Origin of the sequence: Streptomyces sp. NPDC014991, assembly GCF_043080665.1 — a bacterium.
Taxonomy (GTDB): domain Bacteria; phylum Actinomycetota; class Actinomycetes; order Streptomycetales; family Streptomycetaceae; genus Streptomyces.
This window is the reverse complement of record NZ_JBIBVY010000013.1, coordinates 173245-191894: the sequence shown is the minus strand read 5'-3', so window position 1 is coordinate 191894 and position 18650 is coordinate 173245. Positions and strand designations below refer to the sequence as shown.

General features: G+C 73.0%; 20 protein-coding genes. 10 read left to right on the top strand and 10 right to left on the bottom strand.

Annotation, left to right across the window (positions count from 1 at the left end; genetic code table 11):
- Positions 1 to 3 precede the first annotated feature (3 nt).
- A complete protein-coding gene (lysS, locus tag ACF1BE_RS21745; protein WP_392200651.1) occupies positions 4 to 1767 on the top strand; it encodes a lysine--tRNA ligase in 1764 nt (587 codons plus the stop codon).
- 83 nt (positions 1768 to 1850) lie between these two features.
- Here the strand turns inward: lysS and ACF1BE_RS21740 are convergent, their stop codons facing one another.
- The 3 genes from ACF1BE_RS21740 to ACF1BE_RS21730 all read right to left on the bottom strand — a co-directional run bounded on the left by ACF1BE_RS21740 (position 1851) and on the right by ACF1BE_RS21730 (position 5138).
- Complete coding sequence (locus tag ACF1BE_RS21740) at positions 1851 to 3095, bottom strand: DUF2637 domain-containing protein (RefSeq protein WP_392200650.1); 1245 nt, start codon at positions 3093 to 3095, stop codon at positions 1851 to 1853.
- A gap of 123 nt (positions 3096 to 3218) precedes the next feature.
- Positions 3219 to 4181 (bottom strand): DUF3558 family protein, encoded by a 963-nt coding sequence (locus ACF1BE_RS21735; protein ID WP_392200649.1) that lies wholly within the window; start codon positions 4179 to 4181, stop codon positions 3219 to 3221.
- 126 nt (positions 4182 to 4307) lie between these two features.
- Positions 4308 to 5138, bottom strand: coding sequence for a DUF3558 domain-containing protein (locus ACF1BE_RS21730; protein WP_392200648.1), 831 nt, complete (start codon positions 5136 to 5138; stop codon positions 4308 to 4310).
- Between the two features lie 211 nt (positions 5139 to 5349).
- Here ACF1BE_RS21730 and ACF1BE_RS21725 point away from each other — a divergent pair, with 211 nt between their 5' ends.
- Positions 5350 to 6543, top strand: a complete 1194-nt coding sequence (locus ACF1BE_RS21725) for an RtcB family protein (RefSeq protein WP_392200647.1) — start codon at positions 5350 to 5352, stop codon at positions 6541 to 6543.
- Here the strand turns inward: ACF1BE_RS21725 and ACF1BE_RS21720 are convergent, their stop codons facing one another.
- Positions 6544 to 7149 carry a TetR/AcrR family transcriptional regulator gene (locus ACF1BE_RS21720; RefSeq protein WP_392200681.1) on the bottom strand — a complete coding sequence of 202 codons (606 nt, stop codon included), beginning with the start codon at positions 7147 to 7149 and terminating at the stop codon, positions 6544 to 6546. It abuts the gene before it with no gap.
- Positions 7150 to 7232: 83 nt separating this feature from the next.
- Here ACF1BE_RS21720 and ACF1BE_RS21715 point away from each other — a divergent pair, with 83 nt between their 5' ends.
- Entirely contained in the window at positions 7233 to 8078 is an 846-nt protein-coding gene (locus tag ACF1BE_RS21715; protein ID WP_392200646.1) for an SDR family oxidoreductase, read from the top strand.
- A gap of 20 nt (positions 8079 to 8098) precedes the next feature.
- On the opposite strand, the gene ACF1BE_RS21710 is transcribed toward ACF1BE_RS21715, so the two are convergent.
- From ACF1BE_RS21710 to ACF1BE_RS21700, 3 genes are read right to left on the bottom strand one after another with little or no spacing between them, the layout of a single operon-like run.
- Positions 8099 to 8278: a hypothetical protein gene (locus tag ACF1BE_RS21710; protein ID WP_392200645.1), complete on the bottom strand. Its 180-nt coding sequence runs from the start codon at positions 8276 to 8278 to the stop codon at positions 8099 to 8101.
- Positions 8275 to 9051, bottom strand: a complete 777-nt coding sequence (locus tag ACF1BE_RS21705; protein ID WP_392200644.1) for an SDR family NAD(P)-dependent oxidoreductase — start codon at positions 9049 to 9051, stop codon at positions 8275 to 8277. The genes ACF1BE_RS21710 and ACF1BE_RS21705 overlap by 4 nt, the downstream gene beginning before the upstream one ends.
- 52 nt (positions 9052 to 9103) lie before the next feature.
- Positions 9104 to 9442: a YnfA family protein gene (locus tag ACF1BE_RS21700; RefSeq protein ID WP_392200643.1), complete on the bottom strand. Its 339-nt coding sequence runs from the start codon at positions 9440 to 9442 to the stop codon at positions 9104 to 9106.
- Positions 9443 to 9563: 121 nt separating this feature from the next.
- Here ACF1BE_RS21700 and ACF1BE_RS21695 point away from each other — a divergent pair, with 121 nt between their 5' ends.
- From ACF1BE_RS21695 to ACF1BE_RS21675, 5 genes are all read left to right on the top strand, one after another.
- Positions 9564 to 10022 (top strand): hypothetical protein, encoded by a 459-nt coding sequence (locus tag ACF1BE_RS21695; protein WP_392200642.1) that lies wholly within the window; start codon positions 9564 to 9566, stop codon positions 10020 to 10022.
- A 174-nt stretch (positions 10023 to 10196) separates the two neighbouring features.
- Positions 10197 to 11282 carry an LLM class flavin-dependent oxidoreductase gene (locus tag ACF1BE_RS21690; protein ID WP_392200641.1) on the top strand — a complete coding sequence of 362 codons (1086 nt, stop codon included), beginning with the start codon at positions 10197 to 10199 and terminating at the stop codon, positions 11280 to 11282.
- Complete coding sequence (locus tag ACF1BE_RS21685) at positions 11279 to 11911, top strand: CE1759 family FMN reductase (protein ID WP_392200640.1); 633 nt, start codon at positions 11279 to 11281, stop codon at positions 11909 to 11911. Before ACF1BE_RS21690 ends, ACF1BE_RS21685 begins: the two co-directional genes overlap by 4 nt.
- A gap of 239 nt (positions 11912 to 12150) precedes the next feature.
- Positions 12151 to 12954, top strand: coding sequence for a response regulator transcription factor (locus ACF1BE_RS21680; RefSeq protein WP_392200639.1), 804 nt, complete (start codon positions 12151 to 12153; stop codon positions 12952 to 12954).
- The gene (locus ACF1BE_RS21675) at positions 12955 to 14394 is read left to right on the top strand and encodes an ATP-binding protein (protein ID WP_392200638.1); all 1440 of its coding nucleotides are present in this window, start codon (positions 12955 to 12957) and stop codon (positions 14392 to 14394) included.
- Between the two features lie 152 nt (positions 14395 to 14546).
- On the opposite strand, the gene ACF1BE_RS21670 is transcribed toward ACF1BE_RS21675, so the two are convergent.
- Positions 14547 to 14819, bottom strand: coding sequence for a hypothetical protein (locus ACF1BE_RS21670; protein WP_392200637.1), 273 nt, complete (start codon positions 14817 to 14819; stop codon positions 14547 to 14549).
- 90 nt (positions 14820 to 14909) lie between these two features.
- On the opposite strand from ACF1BE_RS21670, the gene ACF1BE_RS21665 reads away from it, so the two are divergent.
- Entirely contained in the window at positions 14910 to 15740 is an 831-nt protein-coding gene (locus ACF1BE_RS21665) for a M55 family metallopeptidase (protein WP_392200636.1), read from the top strand.
- Positions 15741 to 15782: 42 nt separating this feature from the next.
- Here the strand turns inward: ACF1BE_RS21665 and ACF1BE_RS21660 are convergent, their stop codons facing one another.
- Positions 15783 to 16361 carry an ABATE domain-containing protein gene (locus tag ACF1BE_RS21660; protein ID WP_392200680.1) on the bottom strand — a complete coding sequence of 193 codons (579 nt, stop codon included), beginning with the start codon at positions 16359 to 16361 and terminating at the stop codon, positions 15783 to 15785.
- A 215-nt stretch (positions 16362 to 16576) separates the two neighbouring features.
- Here ACF1BE_RS21660 and ACF1BE_RS21655 point away from each other — a divergent pair, with 215 nt between their 5' ends.
- Positions 16577 to 17323 (top strand): MBL fold metallo-hydrolase, encoded by a 747-nt coding sequence (locus ACF1BE_RS21655; protein WP_392200635.1) that lies wholly within the window; start codon positions 16577 to 16579, stop codon positions 17321 to 17323.
- A 324-nt stretch (positions 17324 to 17647) separates the two neighbouring features.
- Here ACF1BE_RS21655 and ACF1BE_RS21650 read toward each other — a convergent pair whose 3' ends face one another.
- Positions 17648 to 18538, bottom strand: coding sequence for a LysR family transcriptional regulator (locus ACF1BE_RS21650; RefSeq protein ID WP_392200679.1), 891 nt, complete (start codon positions 18536 to 18538; stop codon positions 17648 to 17650).
- Positions 18539 to 18650 lie beyond the last annotated feature (112 nt).

The following is an 18650-nucleotide window of genomic DNA, read 5'->3' as shown; positions in this document are numbered from 1 at the left end:
GACGTGCCGATCGTGGCTCAGAGCACCGAGACCACCGACTGGGTCTCCCGTTTCGCGGATGAGGTCATCGAGGAGTCGGAGCGCCGTGCCCCCGGCAAAGTGACGCCGGACGCCACCGCAGCGGCGATCGTCGTCGCGTCCGGCCTTTCTCCCTCCGGTCCGATCCACCTCGGTAACCTGCGGGAGGTCATGACCCCGCACCTGGTCGCCGACGAGATCCGCCGCCGCGGGTACCCGGTGCGGCACCTGATCTCCTGGGACGACTACGACCGCTACCGCAAGGTGCCGGCCGGTGTCGCGGGCGTCGACGAGTCCTGGGCCGAGCACATCGGCAAGCCGCTGACCTCGGTCCCGGCGCCCAAGGGCTCCCCGCACCCGAACTGGGCCGAGCACTTCAAGGCCGCGATGACCGAGTCGCTGGCCCAGCTGGGCGTCGAGTTCGACGGCATCAGCCAGACCGCGCAGTACACCTCGGGCGCCTACCGCGAGCAGATCCTGCACGCCATGAAGCACCGCGGCGACATCGACGCGATCCTCGACCAGTACCGGACGAAGAAGGCCCCGGCCAAGAAGCAGCAGAAGCCGCTGGACGAGGCCGAGCTGGAGGCCGCGGAGGGCTCCGGCGCCGCGGCCGAGGACGACGGCAGCTCCGGCTCCGCCGGGTACTTCCCGTACAAGCCGTACTGCGGCAACTGCGAGAAGGACCTGACGACGGTCACCTCCTACGACGACGACAGCACCGAGCTGTCGTACACGTGCACCGTGTGCGGTTTCTCGGAGACCGTCCGGCTCAGCGAGTTCGACCGCGGCAAGCTGGTCTGGAAGGTCGACTGGCCGATGCGCTGGGCGTACGAGGGCGTCGTCTTCGAGCCGAGCGGCGTCGACCACTCCTCCCCGGGATCGTCCTTCCAGGTCGGCGGGCAGATCGTCGGCATCTTCGGCGGCAAGCAGCCGATCGGGCCCATGTACGCCTTCGTCGGCATCAGCGGCATGGCCAAGATGTCGTCCTCGCGCGGCGGGGTGCCGACCCCGGCCGACGCGCTGAAGATCATGGAGCCGCAGCTGCTGCGCTGGCTGTACGCCCGGCGCCGGCCCAACCAGTCCTTCAAGATCGCCTTCGACCAGGAGATCCAGCGGCTGTACGACGAGTGGGACAAGCTGGCGGGCAAGGTCGCCGACGGCTCCGCCCTGCCCGCGGACGTCGCCGCCTACACGCGGGCCGTCGGGACCGCCGCCGGTGACCTGCCCAGGACGCCGCGTCCGCTGCCGTACCGCACGCTCGCGTCCGTCGCCGACATCACCGCCGGGCACGAGGACCAGGCGCTGCGGATCCTGTCCGAGCTGGACCCGGAGCAGCCGCTGGCCTCGCTGGACGAGGTGCGCCCGCGGTTCGACCGGGCCGAGGCGTGGATCAACACGCAGGTGCCCGCCGACCAGCGGACCATCGTCCGGGACGAGCCGGACGCCGAGCTGCTGAAGTCCCTCGACGACGCGTCCCGGGAGTCGCTGCGGCTGCTGCTCGACGGGCTCGCCGCGCACTGGTCGCTCGACGGGCTGACGCACCTCGTGTACGGCGTGCCGAAGGTCCAGGCCGGCTTCTCCGCCGACGCCACGCCCAAGGAGCTGCCGGCCGAGATCAAGACGGCTCAGCGGGCGTTCTTCGCCCTGCTGTACCACCTGCTGGTCGGCCGGGACACCGGCCCCCGGCTGCCCACGCTGCTGCTCGCCGTGGGGCAGGAGCGGGTGCGGGAGCTGCTCGGGGACTGACGTCGCGTCAGGGACGCGCATGAGTGACGGCGCATGAGGAAGGGGCCCTCCGCGGAGGGCCCCTTTTCCTGTGGCGTCGTCCGTCAGGCGATGTGGTCGTCCTGGAGTTCCGCCGTGTGCCGGTTGGTGAAACGGTTCACCATACGGGTGGCCTCCGGTGGGGGCAGCGCGATGGCGAAGGTCGCCTCCACGTCGTCCCGGAACTGGGCGGCCGTGGGATAGCTGCCGTCGATCGACTTGCGGAAGACCTGGTAGTAGTCCTCCTCGGTCGGTTCCGGCTCCGGGACGCCGCCGCCCTCGCCCAGTTCACGGGTGCGGTACGGGCCCACCGGGATGGGGAAGCTGCCGGTCTCCTCCGGGGAGGGCTGCTGGAACTGCTCCGGGGGCTGCTCGTCGTACCAGTCCTCGTACTGTTCCTCGGGTTCGTACTGCGGCTCGGGGGGCGGCTCGTAGGCGGGGTCGTAGCCGCCCTGGTACTCGATCTCCCGCGGCGCCTGGAACCAGGGGCTCTCCTCGTCCACGGGCGGCTCCGGACGCTGCTCGCGGGACGGCTCCGCCCGCTGCGGGGCGGGCGCCGACCCGGTGGCGCGGGCGCCCGCGAGTGCCGCGGGACCGGCTGCGACCGCCGGCTGCGGCGACTGCGGCGCCGGCGGCAGCAGCGCCGGGTCGATGCCCGCCGCCGCCAGGCCCGCCGGGGCCGTCTCCGCCAGGGGAACGCCGTAGCGGGCCAGGCGCAGAGGCATCAGCGACTCCACCGGGGCCTTGCGGCGCCAGGCCCGGCCGAACCGGGAACGCAGGCGGGCCTGGTAGACGAGACGTTCCTGCTCCAGCTTGATGACCTGCTCGTAGGAGCGCAGTTCCCACAGCTTCATCCGGCGCCACAGCAGGAACGTGGGGAGCGGGGAGAGGAGCCAACGGGTGAGGCGGACCCCGTCCATGTGCTTGTCCGCCGTGATGTCGGCGATGCGGCCGACCGCGTGGCGGGCGGCCTCCACGGACACGACGAACAGGACCGGGATCACCGCGTGCATGCCCACACCCAGCGGGTCCGGCCAGGCGGCGGCGCCGTTGAAGGCGATCGTCGCCGCCGTCAGCAGCCACGCCGTCTGGCGCAGGAGCGGGAAGGGGATGCGGATCCAGGTCAGCAGCAGGTCGAGGGAGAGCAGGACACAGATGCCCGCGTCGATACCCACCGGGAACACATAGGAGAAGTTCCCGAAGCCCTTCTTGACGGCCAGCTCACGGACGGCCGCGTACGAGCCGGCGAAGCCGATCCCGGCGATGATCAAAGCGCCGGTCACGACCACGCCGATGAGTACGCGGTGCATCCGAGTCAGCTGCGGCGGTGGCGCGGCCACTCGTACTCCCCTCCCCTTGCGTGTTGTTGCGCGCAACAGAGTGGCACACGTGTGCGCCGAACGCGCTGCCGGTAGGTCGTCACGACCCTCCGGTCAGCTCTTCGCGACGGCCGCCCTGGCCGCGGACGCCTTCGCCGAGGGCGACTTCGACGGCGACTTGGAGGCGGACTTCGACGGCGATCCGGACGGCGACCTGGACGCCGACCTGGACGGCGACGCTGGGGGCGTCGTGGCCGAATTCTGCGCGGAACCTTCACCGTTGGCCGCGGAGACGGCCGCGACCGCCTCCTTCAGGGCCTTCTCCGCGGCCTTCGCCAGGTCGTCGGCGTCCGGGGTCTTCTCACCCGCGAGACCGGCGCCGTTGTAGTCCACGGTGACGACGGCGTTCTCGACCCGGGCGACGGCCGTCTGCTGCCGGAAGAGGCCTTCCTTCTTCTTCAGGTCGTAGCGCACCGCCGCCGCCTCCGCGCCCGTGCCGCTCAGCGGGACGACCTTGACGTTCTTGGCGCCGTCCACCGCCTTCGCGTCCTCGGACTGCCGGCCGAAGTACGTGTGGGCCTGGTCGTCGCCGGAGCCGCGCGTGGCGTCCGAGTCGAAGCGCAGCAGGGAGACGTGCAGCCAGCGGAACTGGGAGCCCTTGACGCCGTTGTTGTCCAGGCTGTCCCAGGAGCAGGAGGAGCGTGCCGACGGGTCGTCCGAGCCGCCGTCCTTGCCCGACTTCGCACCCTTGGGCACCAGTTCGGTCAGGGTCTTCTTCGACAGCACACCGCAGGGCTCGGGAAGCTTCTGGTAGGCGGCGGCCCGCACGGTCGGGGACGCGCTCGCCGAGGGCGTGGTGCTGCCGGCCGCGGACTGTGACGTGTTCTCGCTGCCGGCCTCGGCCTTGGAGTCCCCGGAGCCGGAGGAGCAGGCGGCCGTGATCAGCATCGCGGGGACGGCGGCCGCGCAGACAAGGGCGCGGCGCAGGCGCCTGGCCCGCCGGTCGCTCCCCGACCGCCTCGACGGCGTGGGAGGTACCTCCAGGGCACGGTCGTCTCGCTGGGCTGCTCGCTGCATGGTTCCTTCACTCATGACGCTCGGTGTTCGTGCGGGTTCCTGCGGGGCCACGGTACGCGGTGAGGAAGCTGTGCGGTTCGCGTCCGACTCCTTTGCGCGCGGACGGTGGTGAGGCCGCGACGGCCGTCAACCGGTGAACGCGTCGGCCAGTTGAGAGGCCAGATCACCGGCCCTGTCCTGCATTTCCTTGCTGTCCGGGACCGTTCCGGTGGCCGTCGGCTGCTCCTCGTACTGGACGGTTACGACGACGTTGGACGTGCGGAACACCACAGTCACCGTCCGCTGTTCGGCCGTCGAGCCGGACGTACTGAGCTGGTCGTCCAGATACGCCTCGTCACCGAGGTCGGCGAGGGCGCGCGGCTGGAGATCGGCGGGCGGGGCGCCGGCGGACGACGCCGAGGCCGCCGGGGAGGACGGCGTCACGGACGGGGAGGCGTCGTCGCCCGCGGAGCCCGTCGGGGAGGGGGTGGCCGTCGGGACGGCGGCCGTCGCCGAGGCGCCGCTCGGCTCGGGCAGGTCGGCGGCCGTCTCCTTCTCCTGGAACAGCTCCTGCGCCTGGTCGTCGTCGCTGACCGCGTTGTCGTACGACACCACGCGCTCGAAGTCGACCGACAGGCGGTCCGTCGCGCCGGCCGACTCCACCTTCCAGCGGCAGCCGACCTTGCGGTCGGTGTCGTACGTGAGCGTGGCCTCGCCCTGGTAGGCCTTGTCCCGCTGGTCGGGGTCGGTGATCTGCTGGATGCCGGGCAGCAGCGCGGCCAGGTTGTCGTGGCCGACCACGCCGCACGGTTCGGGCAGCGTGCGGTACTTGCCGGGCTGGGCGGCGACCGCGGTGGTGCCGGCGTCGCCCGGGTTGGCGTTGTCGGGCGGGCCGGCTTCCCCGGAGCCGCTCGTGCAGCCGGCCAGCAGCGCCGCGAGGAGGGCGGCGGTGCCGGGTACGTACGCCTTCCGCTGCACGGTCGGGCTCCTCTCGACGGTCTGTGATCGCTGGTGCTCCAGTGTCCCCGCCGGTTATTCGCTTGCCGCGGCGGGGCGCCCCCTGGAGACAATGTGTATCGCACGCACTGCCGTGGACGCCGGTCCCCTGTCTCTTTTCGTCGACCTTGGCGCCGCTTTTGCGTTCTGCCGCTTATAGCCTTTTTGTCGATTCCGGGGGAATGAGGAACGTATGTCGTACGTGGAGATGCCGGGCGCGAAGACGCCGATCCGGATGTGGACGGATCCGGCGACGGTCGAGGACGTGGCCCTGCGTCAGCTCCAGAACGTGGCGACCCTGCCGTGGATCAAGGGCCTGGCCGTGATGCCGGACGTGCACTACGGCAAGGGCGCGACCGTCGGGTCGGTCATCGCGATGCGGGACGCCGTGTGCCCGGCGGCGGTCGGCGTGGACATCGGCTGCGGCATGTCCGCGGTGAGGACGTCGCTGACCGCGAACGACCTCCCCGGGGACCTGTCGCGGCTGCGGTCGAAGATCGAGCAGGCGATCCCGGTCGGCCGCGGGATGCACGAGGACCCGGTCGAGCCGGGCGGCTTCCACGGGCTGGCCACGTCCGGGTGGGAGGACTTCTGGGGGCGGTTCGACGGGGTCGCGGACGCGGTGCACTTCCGCCGGAGCCGGGCGGTCGCACAGATGGGGACGCTCGGGTCGGGCAACCACTTCGTCGAGGTCTGCGTGGCTGACGACGGCTCGGTCTGGCTCATGCTCCACTCCGGTTCCCGCAACATCGGCAAGGAACTCGCCGAGCACCACATCGGCGTCGCCCAGAAACTGCCGCACAACCAGGGCCTGGTCGACCGCGACCTCGCCGTCTTCGTGGCGGACACCCCGCAGATGGCGGCCTACCGCAACGACCTCTTCTGGGCGCAGGAGTACGCCAGGTACAACCGCACGCTCATGATGGCGCTCCTGAAGGACGTCGTCCGCAAGGAGTTCAAGAAGGCCAGGCCGGTCTTCGAGGCGGAGATCTCCTGCCACCACAACTACGTGGCGGAGGAGCGCTACGACGGCATGGACCTGCTCGTGACCCGCAAGGGCGCGATCCGGGCCGGCTCCGGGGAGTACGGGATCATCCCCGGCTCGATGGGCACGGGCTCGTACATCGTGCGGGGGCTCGGCAACGAGCTGGCCTTCAACTCCGCGTCCCACGGCGCGGGCCGGCGCATGAGCCGCAACGCGGCCAAGCGGCGCTTCTCGGCGCAGGACCTGGCGGAGCAGACCCGGGGCGTGGAGTGCCGCAAGGACTCCGGCGTCGTGGACGAGATCCCGGCCGCCTACAAGTCGATCGACCAGGTCATCGACCAGCAGCGGGACCTGGTCCGGGTCGTGGCGAAGCTGAAGCAGGTCGTCTGCGTGAAGGGCTGATCACCGCGCGCCGGGGCGGCCGGGTCCGTCCGGCTCCCCGAGGGAGTCCAGCCAGCGCAGCAGCCGGGCGCCCTCGCGCGTCATGACCGCCGGGTCGCGCAGGGCGTTGGCCAGCAGGGACATGCCCTGGTAGGCCGAGACCAGGGTGAGGGCGAGGTCGTCCGGGGCGGGCAGGGCCAGCGCGCGGAACTGCGCGGCGGCCCAGTCCAGCAGGTGCCGGATCACCGCGCCGGCCTCCGCGTCCAGGGTGCCGTCGGCGCGCTTGTCGAGCTCGACGGCCAGGGTGCCGGTCGGGCAGCCGTGGCGGGCGGCGGTCTCACGCTGGTCGACCCAGGCCCTGACCAGGCCCTTGAGACGGTCGCGCGGATCCGCCGACTCCTCCAGTGCGGCGGTGAGTTCGTCCAGGTGGGCGCGGTGTTCCGAGAGCGCGGCCCGGACCAGCTCGTCCTTGGTCTTGAAGTAGTAGTAGACGTTCCCGACCGGGACACCGGCCTCGCGCGCGATGTCGGCGAGGGTGGTGCGCTCGACGCCCTGCTCGTGCAGGACCCGGGCCGCCGCCGCCGTGAGCCGCCGCCGCTTCTGGGACGCCCGTACCCGCCGGTCCACTGAGTTTGTCACCTGACTGACTATAGAGTAGCTTCTTAATTAGTCAGCTGACTGACTAACAACTGGGCTCAGCAGGGGGCGTTGTGATCACAGTGACGGGTGCCACCGGGAACATCGGGCGGACACTGGTGGAGATGCTGGCCGCGGGCGGCGAGGAGGTCGTCGCCGTGTCCCGGCGGGACCGGCCCGCCGGACCCGCGGCCGGGGTGCGGTGGCTGCGGGGGAGCGCCGGGGACGCCGCGGGCATGCGGGCGGCCCTCGACGGCTCGCGTGCGCTGTTCCTGCTGCTGGGCGGCGAGCTGAACAGCCGGGGGGAGAGCCCCGACGCGCTGCTGGACGTGGTCGCGGGCGCCGGTGTCGAGCGGATCGTCCTCGTGTCGTCGCAGGCCGGCGCCACCCGCCCCGAGGCGCCCGCGTACGCCCGGCTGCGGGCGTTCGAGGCGGCGGTACGGGCGTCCGGGCGGGAGTTCACCATCCTGCGGCCCGGTGGATTCGCCTCCAACGCCCTCGCCTGGGCCGAGTCGGTGCGCACCCGGCGTACCGTCCTCGCGCCCTTCGGTGACGTGGCGCTGCCCGTGGTCGACCCGGCGGACATCGCCGCGGTCGCCGCCGCGACGCTGCGCGAGGACGGCCACGCGGGCCGCGTGTACGAGCTGACCGGCCCCGAGCCGATCAGTCCGCGCGGGCAGGCGCGGGCGCTCTCCGCGGCGCTGGGCGAGGAGGTGGCCTTCGTGGAGCTGTCCCGCGAGGAGGCGCACGCGGCGATGGCCCGGTTCATGCCGGAGGAGGCCGTGACCGGCACGCTGGACGTCCTCGGTGAGCCGCTGCCCGCCGAGCGGCGGGTCAGCCCGGACGTGGAGACCGTCCTGCACCGCCCGGCCGCCCCCTTCGCGTCCTGGGCCGCACGCAACCTGCCGGCGTTCGCCTGAGGGCCGGCCGGTCCGGCGCGCTACTTCGCGTGCCGGACCGCGTAGATCATGACGAACGCCAGGATGTGGATGCCGAAGAGGAAGTAGGCCAGGAAGTACCAGACCTGGCGCTCGTCCTTGGTCTCCTGCGCGAGGCGGCGCCTCTCCGCGGAGTCGGCGGCGGCTCCGGCGGCGGAGTCGGGGTCCCCGGTGGGTGTCACAGTTCCCGGTGCACCTTGGTGTTCGACGCCTGGGCGCGCGGACGCAGGACCAGCAGGTCGACGTTGACATGGCTGGGACGGGTCACCGCCCAGGCGATCGTCTCGGCCACGTCGTCCGCGGTGAGGGGCTCGGCGACGCCCTCGTACACCTTCGCCGCCTTCTCCGCGTCCCCGCCGAAGCGGGTCAGGGCGAACTCCTCCGTGCGGACCATGCCGGGCGCGATCTCGACGACCCGGACCGGCCTGCCGATGATCTCCAGGCGGAGCGTCTCGGCGAGGACGTGGGCGCCGTGCTTGGCCGCCACGTAACCACCGCCGCCCTCGTAGGTGCCGTGACCCGCGGTGGAGGACACGACCACCACCACGCCGTCGCCGCTCGCCACCAGCTTGGGCAGCAGGGCCTGGGTGAGGTTCAGGGTGCCGATGACGTTCGTCTCGTACATCGTGCGCCAGTGGGCCGGGTCGCTGGTGGCCACCGGTTCCGCGCCCAGCGCGCCGCCCGCGTTGTTGACGAGGACTCCGATCGTCTGGAACGCCGTGGCGAACTCGTCCACGGCCGCGCGGTCCGTGACGTCCAGCTCGTACGCCACCGCCGAGTGACCCGCCGCCGTCAGCTCCTCGGCCAGCGCCTCGATCCGGTCCTTGCGGCGGGCGGTGAGGACGACGCGGTAACCGGCCGCGGCGAGCTGCCGGGCGGTGGCGGCGCCGATCCCGCTGCTCGCACCGGTGACGACGGCGATGCGGGAGGCGGCGGACGGGGCGGCGGGGGCCATGGCTGCTCCTGGGACTGCGTCGGGGTCGGTCGCGTCCAGCGTAAGTGAGGCCTCAGCCGCCGTTCCGCGGCGCCCACATGATGACCGCGGTCCCGGCGAGGCAGATCAGTGCCCCGGTGATGTCCCAGCGGTCGGGGCGGTAGCCGTCGGCGACGACGCCCCACAGCAGGGAGCCGGCCACGAAGATCCCGCCGTAGGCGGCGAGGATGCGGCCGAAGTGGGCGTCGGGCTGGAGGGTGGCGACGAAGCCGTACGCCCCGAGGGCGAGGACACCGCCGGTGATCCACAGCCAGCCGCGGTGTTCGCGCAGGCCCTGCCAGACCAGCCAGGCGCCGCCGATCTCGAACAGCGCGGCGACGGCGAAGAGGGCGGCGGAGCGCAGGACGGGCATGCGGGCAGCTTCCCATGCCGTGGCCGTGTCACCTGTTGGAGGGTGCCTGGCCGGCGACGGGCGTGGCATACATCCGTACGGCGGGCCGGGCACGAGCGAGAAGTGGTGAGGAGCCGTGCGGATGCGGACGTGGGTGCTGTCCGGACTGTGTGCCGGCGCCGTCCTGGTCCCGGGGACCGCGGTGGCCGCGCCCGCGCCGGAGGCCGACCTCGCTCTGCACGGGAGTGCGGTGCTGGAGGCGGACCAGGTGGATCTGCGGCTGACCCCGCGCAACGAGGGGCCCGGCGCCGTCACGGACGCCACCGTCCGGCTGCGCTGGTCGGTGCCACTGGCAGGCCGGCAGCAGCTGCCCACCGGGTGTCTGCGTGCGGACGGGCGGACCGTGCTGTGCGCGACCGGGGCGCTGGCCGCGGACGCGGCGGGGGAGCAGCTGCGTGTGCCGGTACGGCTCGCGGAGCTGGCGGCGGAGGTGACGCTGGACATCGACACCGTCTGGATCGGGAGCGCGGTGGACGCGAACCGGTCGAACGACCGGCTGACGGTGCTGGTGCTGGCCACGGGGGACTCGTACGCCTTCTGACCCACCGGGCCGGCCGGAGTCCCTCTCGTCGCGGCGCCCGCGGGCCGCGAGGACCCCGCCGGAGCGGGTCTGCGCCTGTTCCTCCCGGCGAGTGGCCTGGGCCGGAATAACCGGGGGAGGGGGACCGTTGGGCGGGTATAGTTGAACGGTCAACAAACTGGAGGGTGAGCGACCATGCAGTTCGGGATCTTCACGGTCGGCGATGTCACGCCGGACCCCACCACGGGGCGCACCCCGACCGAGCGCGAGCGGATCAAGGCCATGGTCGCCATCGCGCTGAAGGCCGAGGAGGTCGGACTCGACGTCTTCGCGACCGGTGAGCACCACAACCCGCCGTTCGTGCCGTCGTCCCCGACCACCATGCTCGGCTTCATAGCCGCGCGGACGGAACGGCTCCTCCTCTCCACCTCCACCACCCTGATCACCACCAACGACCCGGTGAAGATCGCGGAGGATTTCGCGATGCTCCAGCACCTGGCCGACGGGCGCGTCGACCTGATGACGGGCCGCGGCAACACCGGACCGGTGTACCCGTGGTTCGGCAAGGACATCCGGGACGGCATCGACCTCGCCATCGAGAACTACGCCCTGCTGCGCCGGCTGTGGCGCGAGGACGTCGTCGACTGGGAGGGCAAGTTCCGCACGCCGCTGCAGGGGTTCACCGCGACGCCCCGCCCGCTGGACGGCGTGGCGCCGTTCGTCTGGCACGGCTCCATCCGCTCCCCGGAGATCGCCGAGCAGGCCGCCTACTACGGGGACGGCTTCTTCCACAACAACATCTTCTGGCCCGCCGACCACACCAGGCGGATGGTCGAGTTCTACCGGACCCGCTACGCCCACTACGGGCACGGCACACCGGAGCAGGCGATCGTCGGTCTCGGCGGCCAGGTGTTCATGCGGCGCAACTCCCAGGACGCGGTGCGGGAGTTCCGGCCGTACTTCGACAACGCGCCGGTGTACGGCCACGGGCCCTCGCTGGAGGACTTCAGCGAGCAGACCCCGCTGACCGTGGGCTCGCCGCAGCAGGTGATCGAGAAGACCCTGTCGTTCCGCGAGTACGCCGGTGACTACCAGCGCCAGCTGTTCCTCATGGACCACGCCGGGCTGCCCCTGAAGACCGTGCTGGAGCAGCTCGACATGCTCGGCGAGGAGGTCGTACCGGTGCTGCGCGAGGAGTTCGCCAAGGGGCGCCCGGCGGACGTGCCGGAGGCGCCGACCCACCAGTCTCTGCTCGCCACGAAGGAGGCGGCCACCGTATGAGACTTGTCATCGTCTCGGCAGGACTGAGCGTGCCGTCGTCCACCCGGCTGCTGGCCGACCGGCTGGCCGTCGCGGTGGACCGGCACACGCCGGTGGACATCGAGGTGGTCGAGCTGCGGGACCTCGCGGTGGAGATCGCGCACGCCTTCACCAACGGGTTCGCCGGGAAGGGGCTTGCCGCCGCCCAGGACGCGGTGGCGGCGGCCGACGGGCTGATCGTGGTCACACCGGTGTTCAGCGCCTCGTACAGCGGACTGTTCAAGTCGTTCTTCGACGTGCTGGACAAGGACGCGCTGGCCGGCAAGCCCGTGCTGGTCGGCGCGACCGGCGGTACGGCCCGGCACTCGCTGGTGCTGGAGCACGCGTTGCGGCCGTTGTTCGCCTACCTGCGGGCCGTGGTCGTGCCGACCGGCGTGTACGCGGCGTCGGAGGACTGGGGGGCCGAGGGACTGCCGGGGCGGATCGAACGGGCCGCGGGGGAACTGGCGGTGCTGATGACGGGCCTGTCCGCGGGGCCCGGGCGGAAGCCCGCGGGGTCCTCGGGGGAGGCCGAGGACACCGGGGAGACGGACACGGCCGGCTTCGAGGTCGTCCCCTTCGCGGACCGGCTCGCCCGGCTCGGCGCCTGACCGGAGGCGGGGGCGGGACCGGGGGCGGCCGGGACGGGACGGCCGCTGTGACACCGGGACGACGGCTGACGGCTGTGACGCCGGGACTTCGGCTGACGGCTGTGACGCCGGGACTTCGGCTGACGGCTGTGACGCCGCGACGACGGCTGACGGCTGTGACGGTGAGAGCCCGGTAAAAAGGGTGATCGCGGGGCCGTCGCCCCCGGCTGAACCGGCGGCGGCCTTGGCAGACTGGGGGCGTGCCCCCGACTGTGCTGCTCGCCGAAGACGACCGCGCCATCCGCCACGCCCTGGAGCGCGCCCTGACCCTGGAGGGGTACGAGGTGACGGCGGTAGCCGACGGCGTGGAAGCGCTGGCCCAGGCCCACCGGAACCCGCCGGACGTCCTCGTCCTCGACGTGATGATGCCCGGGATCGACGGCCTCCAGGTCTGCCGCGTGCTGCGCACCGAGGGCAACCGCACCCCGATCCTCATGCTCACCGCCCTCGTGGAGACCGCCGACCGCATCGCCGGCCTGGACGCCGGCGCCGACGACTACGTGGTCAAGCCGTTCGACGTGGAGGAGGTCTTCGCCCGGCTGCGCGCCCTGCTGCGCCGCACCGGCCCGGTGCCCGCCGGCGACGCCACCCCCGAAGGCGCCGTACGCGAGGGCGTCGTACGCGAGGGCGCCGTACGCGAGAGCGCCGTACGCGAAGGGCCCGGACGGGAAGGGCCCGGACGGGAGACGTCCGGCTCCTCCGACCGTCAGTTGGCGGCCGCCGGTCTCCGCATGGACCTCCGGGCCCGCCGGTCCTGGCGCGGCCGGCGCGAGCTGGAACTGACCCGCACCGAGTTCGAGCTGCTCGAACTGCTCGTGCGCAACGCGGGCATCGTGCTCGACCACTCCACGATCTACGACCGGATCTGGGGGTACGACTTCGGGCCCGGATCCAAGAACCTCGCCGTGTACGTCGGCTACCTGCGCCGCAAACTGGACGAGCCCGGCGCACCCCAGCTGATCCACACCGTGCGCGGCGTGGGTTACGTGCTCCGGGAGGACTAGGTGGGACGCCGCTGGCGGCTGCCGGCCCGGCCCCGGCCGAAGCTGGTCTCCCTGCGCACCACGTTCGCGGTCTCCTTCGCGGCCGTCACCGCCGCCGTCACGATCCTCGTCGGCATCCTGTCGTACAACTCCGCCGCGCGGCTGGTCCGCGTCGACCAGCAGTCGGTGTTCACGCAGGTCGTCCGGGACGTCCAGGACGAGGTACGGCAGCACGAGATGGTCCCCGGGGACTTCTCGTCCTCCCGCCCCGGGCACGACCTGGTCCGCCCCGCCCGCACCGACGTCCAGGTGCTCGGCGCGCGGGGGCAGATCATGGACCACGGCAACCCGGTGCTGCCGGTCACCTCCCGGGACCGGTCCACGGCCCTCGCGCGGACGGCCGGGAGAGTGGTCCAGCACAAGGACGTACGGGTGGACGAGGACCTGTTCCGCATCGCCACCGTCTCGCTCGGCGACGGGCGGGGCGCGGTCCAGGTCGCGCAGGAGTTCAGCGACACCGAGGACCTGCTGCGGGCGTTGCAGCGGCGCACGCTGATCCTGATGGCGGCGGTCGTGGTGGCGGCCGGGCTGTTCGGCTGGTGGCTGGCCCGGCGCATCACCCGGCGCCTGGTGGTCCTCACCTCGGCCGCGGAGGACGTGGCCCGCACCCGCCAGCTCGGCATCCAGGTACCGGTGGCCGGTCTGGACGAGGTGGGACGGCTCGGCCGGGCCTTCGACCGCATGCTGGGGCGGCTCGCCCAGTCCGAGGAGGACCAGCGGCGTCTGGTGCAGGACGCCGGGCACGAGCTGCGCACCCCTCTGACCTCGCTGCGGACGAACATCTCCCTGCTGCGGCGGATCGACGAACTGCCGCCCGACGCGCGGGAGGAGCTGGTCGCGGACCTCGGCCAGGAGGCCCGCGAACTCACCGACCTCGTCAACGAGCTGGTCGACCTCGCCGCCGGGCAGTCCGACGGCGAGCCGCCCCAGCGGGTGGACCTCGCCGATCTGGCCGAGGACGTGGTCGGGCTGGCCCGGCGCCGTACCGGCCGGGACATCGTGCTGCGCACGAGCGGTGACACGACGACCGACGGCCGGCCCGGGATGCTCCAGCGGGCCATCTCCAACCTGGTCGAGAACGCGGCCAAGTTCGACCGGGACGGCAGGGCGCCGATCGAGGTCACCGTCACCGGGCCGGCGCGGCCGGGCACGGTCCGGGTGGAGGTGCGGGACCGGGGGCCGGGGATCGCCGAGGGCGACCTCGACCGCATCTTCGACCGCTTCTACCGCGCCGCCGACGCGCGCTCCCTGCCGGGCTCGGGCCTCGGCCTGTCCATCGTGCGCGAGGTCGCGACGGCACACGGCGGGGCACCGTTCGCCTTCCGGCGGGAGGGCGGCGGGGCCGTCATCGGCTTCACGGCCGGGGGCGGGTTCACGCGCAGCGGGGGCGGCGGGGTCTGACAGGCTGACGAGCTCCGGCAGGGGTTGACGGGGTCTGACGGGTCGGCGGGATCCGACGGGGCCGCCGGTGCGACGGCGGCCGCACGTCGGATCCCGCCGGCAGTGAGCTGCCGCCCGCCGGCCGCCGGCCGTGAGCCGTCGACCGCCGCCCGTCAGCCGTCGCCGTCGCGCCGGGCCGCCGTCAGCAGCCAGGCCAGGTTGCCCACCGCGGCCCCGGCGGCCACCGTGGCGACGATCACCCCGCCGGTCGCCAGGCCGTCGCTGAACAGGTGCGGGCGCCGGTCCAGGCTGTGCAGGCCGAAGCCGCACAACTCGTACACGCCGACGGCGGCGATCGCGAGGCTGACGACGAGGACGGCCAGCGTCGGCACGAGGCTGCGCGCACAGACCTCCCCGGTGGGCTCCGCTTCCGTGGTGTCCTGCATGAATCCCCCGATGAACAGACGTCTGAACAGCCCGGTGGCCGCTGGCGGTTGGAAAACCACAATACGTAGGCCCGGGTTAGGGTCGACGCCGTGCCGATCTACCTGAGCGCGGACATGGAAGGCATCACGGGGCTCGTCGACGCCGACGACGTGCAGCCGGGCGGCCGGGACTACGAGCGGGGCCGCTCCATGATGGCCGAGGACGTGAACGCCGCCGTACGGGGCGCGCTGGCGGCCGGCGTCACCGACATCCTCGTCAACGACGCCCACGGAACGATGCGCAACCTGCTCCCCGAGGCCCTGCACCCGGCGGCCCGCCTGGTGCGCGGCAAGCCCAAGCGCCTCGGGATGCTGGAGGGCCTGACCGGGGAGTACGACGCCGTGCTGTGCGTCGGCTACCACTCCCGGGCCGGCGCGCTGGGCGTGCTCAGCCACAGCTTCATGGGGCACGAGATCGAGGACATGTGGCTGGACGGCCGCCCGGTCGGCGAGATCGGCCTCGCACACGCCACGGCGGCGGCCCTCGGGGTGCCCGTGGTGGCCCTCACGGGTGACGACGCGGCGTGCGCGGAGATGACGGAGTGGGACGCGTCGGTCGCCACCGTGCCCGTGAAATACGCCCGCGACCGGTTCGCGGCCGAGCTGCGGCCGGAGGCGGAGGCCCGCGAGGCCATCGAGGAGACGGTCAGGCGAGCATTGAGCGCGGCTCCGCCCCGCCCCACGCCGTCCACCGCCGAGGCCACGCTCACCGTCCGCTGGCAGTCCGCCTCGGTCGCCGCCACCCTGCTCGGCATCCCCGGCGTGACGGCCGACGACGCGCGGACGGTTCGGGCGTCGGACCGGCTGCCCGCGCTGTACCGGCAGTTCGGGGTGTGGATGCGGGTGGCGTCGTCACTGACCAACCAGCCCCCGTACTGCTGACCGGCCAATCACCGTACTGCTGACCGGCCAGCCGCCGGGCGGTCATTCCCGCGTGGTGCGGGCGGTGGCGGTTCTGCGGGCGTAGGCGCGGGCCGCGCGGGCGCGGTCGCCGCAGCGGGTGGAGCACCAGTGGCGGCGTCCGTGGCGGAGCAGATAGCGGTTGCAGGGGGCGGAGCCGCACGCGGTGAGGCGCTCGGCGTCGGGGCCGGTGAGGAGGTCGGCGGCGTCGGCGGCGAGCGCGGCCAGGGCGTGCTCCACGATCTGTGTGGTGGGGTGGGCGGCCACCCGGTACAGGCCGCGCTCCGGGGACCAGTGCAGCAGAGACGCGGCCGGGGCCCGGGTGAGCGCTTCGTTGAGGGCGTCCAGCGCGGCCCGGGGCGCGGGGGCGCCGGTGGTCCGGGCGGCGAGCAGCGCCCGGATCTGTACGCGCAGGGCGCGCAGCCGGCTCGCGCAGGTCTCGCGCAGATCGGCGTCGGCGGGGGCGAGGCCGCGGTCCACCAGCCAGCGCCGGGCGGCGGCGGGCGTGGCGAGGAAGTCCACCGACTGTCCGCCGGGCAGAGCGACGTCGGTGTTGGCGAGGTCGAGCGCGGGATGGTGCGCGGCGCCGGGGGCGGCAGGCACCGGCGGCCAACCCCGGTCTTCCCCCGGCCCTCCCGCGCCCTCTCCCTCTGGTGCCCCGGGCGTTGCTGCGGCCCCGGCGGTCTCGGCCGTCTCCGTGCTCTCCGGTGTCTCGTCGCGCTCACTCACGTATCTCATGGTAGGGCTTGCGCGCATCCGTGAGACAGGGCTAGCGTCTCTCACGGATGACACCCCTTCTATCCATGAGGTGACTTGGTATGCGGATTCCCGTAGAGGTCCTCGGCGGCCCCACTGTCCTCATCGAGTACGGCGGTCTGCGCTTCCTCACCGACCCGACCTTCGACGACCCCGGCGACTACCCGGCGCCCAGCGGCCGGGTGCTCACCAAGACCGCCCCGCCCCGCATCCCCCTCGCCGAACTGGACCCCGTCGACGTCGTCCTGCTCTCCCACGACCAGCACGCCGACAACCTCGACCACTCCGGCCGCGCCCTGCTCGCCGACGTGCCCCGCACGTTCACCACCCCCGCCGCGGCCGGCCGGCTCGGCGGCCGTACCGAACCGCTCACCCCCTGGCAGTCCGTCGAGCTGCCCCGCCCGGACGGCGGCACACTCACCGTCACCGCGGCCCCCGCCCTGCACGGTCCCGAGGGATCCGAGCCGATCGTCGGCGAGGTCACCGGTTTCCTGCTGACCGCCACCGACCTGCCCACCGTCTACGTCAGCGGCGACAACGCCTCCCTGGACCTGGTCAAGGAGATCGCCGTCCGGTACGGCCCCGTCGACACCGCCGTCCTCTTCTCCGGGGCGCCCCGCCTGCCCGTCCTGGACAACGCCCTCCTCGTCCTCGACGGCAGGGGCACCGCGACCGCCGCCCAGCTCCTCGGGGCGCGCCGGGTGGTCGCCGCCCACTGCGACAGCTGGGCGCACTTCACCGAGAGCCGGGACGACGTGGTCCGGGCGTTCGAGGAGGCGGGGCTGACGGACGTGCTCCAGCCGGTCTGACCGGTGGGTTCACCGCGCCCCGCGCCGCGGGAAGAACCCGCCGGCAGGGGTGCCGGGGTGGGCGACGGCCGCGTTCACCGCGATCGCGGTCCGCGGACCGCCGAGGACCGCCACCGCGCCGTACCCGACGTCGCGGTGGTGGCCACGGCGCCTGAGCCTGGGGAACCTGTGCCTGCCCGGGGCGGCGGGCCGGCGCCTCATCACGTACACGGCCGAACCCGGCACCCCGTCCGACGCGGGCCTGCGCCTGCCGGCGAACACGACCACGTCCCCCAGGTCGACCCCCCACCCGCCCCCGCCCCGAACCCCGCCCGACCGTCACGGTCACGCCGGCCGCCGCACCCCGAGGACGTCGAGCATCGCCAGGGTGGCGGGACTGGGATTGAAGCGGCTCCACGCCAGATGCTCCACGCGCCGCGGCCCGTCGGCCACCGGGACCAGCGCCAGACCCGGATCGGCGGCGACCACCGGCCGGACGAACGCCGAGGGCAGCAGCGCGACGCCGAGGCCCCGCGCGACCAGCCCGGTGATCAGCTCCACGACACCGACCTCGTACGCGACGTCACGGACCAGCCCCGCCGCGGTGAACGCCCGGTCCGACTGGGCCCGTCCGGGCGTCCCGGCCACGAAGTCCACGAACGTCTCCTCCGCGATCTCCCGCAGCGTCACCCGGGAGGCGCCGGCCAGCCGATGCGCGGACGGCGCCACCAGCACATGCGCGTCGTGATCGAGAGCGACGTACTCCACACCGGCGGGCAGCTCACCCTCCGGCAGCCCGACGAAGGCGATGTCCAGTCCGCCGTCGCGGACCGCCGCCACCAGCTCGTCGCTGCGCCCCGACCGGAGGGCGACGCGCACCTGAGGATGCCGGCCGCGGTAGCGCTGGAGCAGCTCCGGTACGTCGACGGCGGCGGTGGTCACGATCACCCCGACGCCGAGCCGCCCCCGCAGCACACCGGTCGCCGCGACGGCGTCGGCCACCGCGAGGTCGGCGGCGGCCAGGCACCCGCGCGCCCGGCCCACGAACGCCTCCCCGGCACCGGTCGGTTCGACCCGCCGGCTGGAGCGAGCGAACAGCGTCACCCCCAACTCTCGCTCCAGAGCGGCGATTCCGTGGCTGAGGGACGACTGCACCACACCGCAGCGCTCGGCGGCGCGGGTGAAGTGACGGGTTTCGGCCAGGGCGACGGCGTACCGCATCTGCTGAAGATCCACATATCCATGGTCAGTACTCATCACTGCGATCACAACCATGCGTTGTTCTCATGCGCGGCCGCGCCCGAGACTTCACCCATGCCTCCCACCTCGATCGGCTCCCCGCTGATCG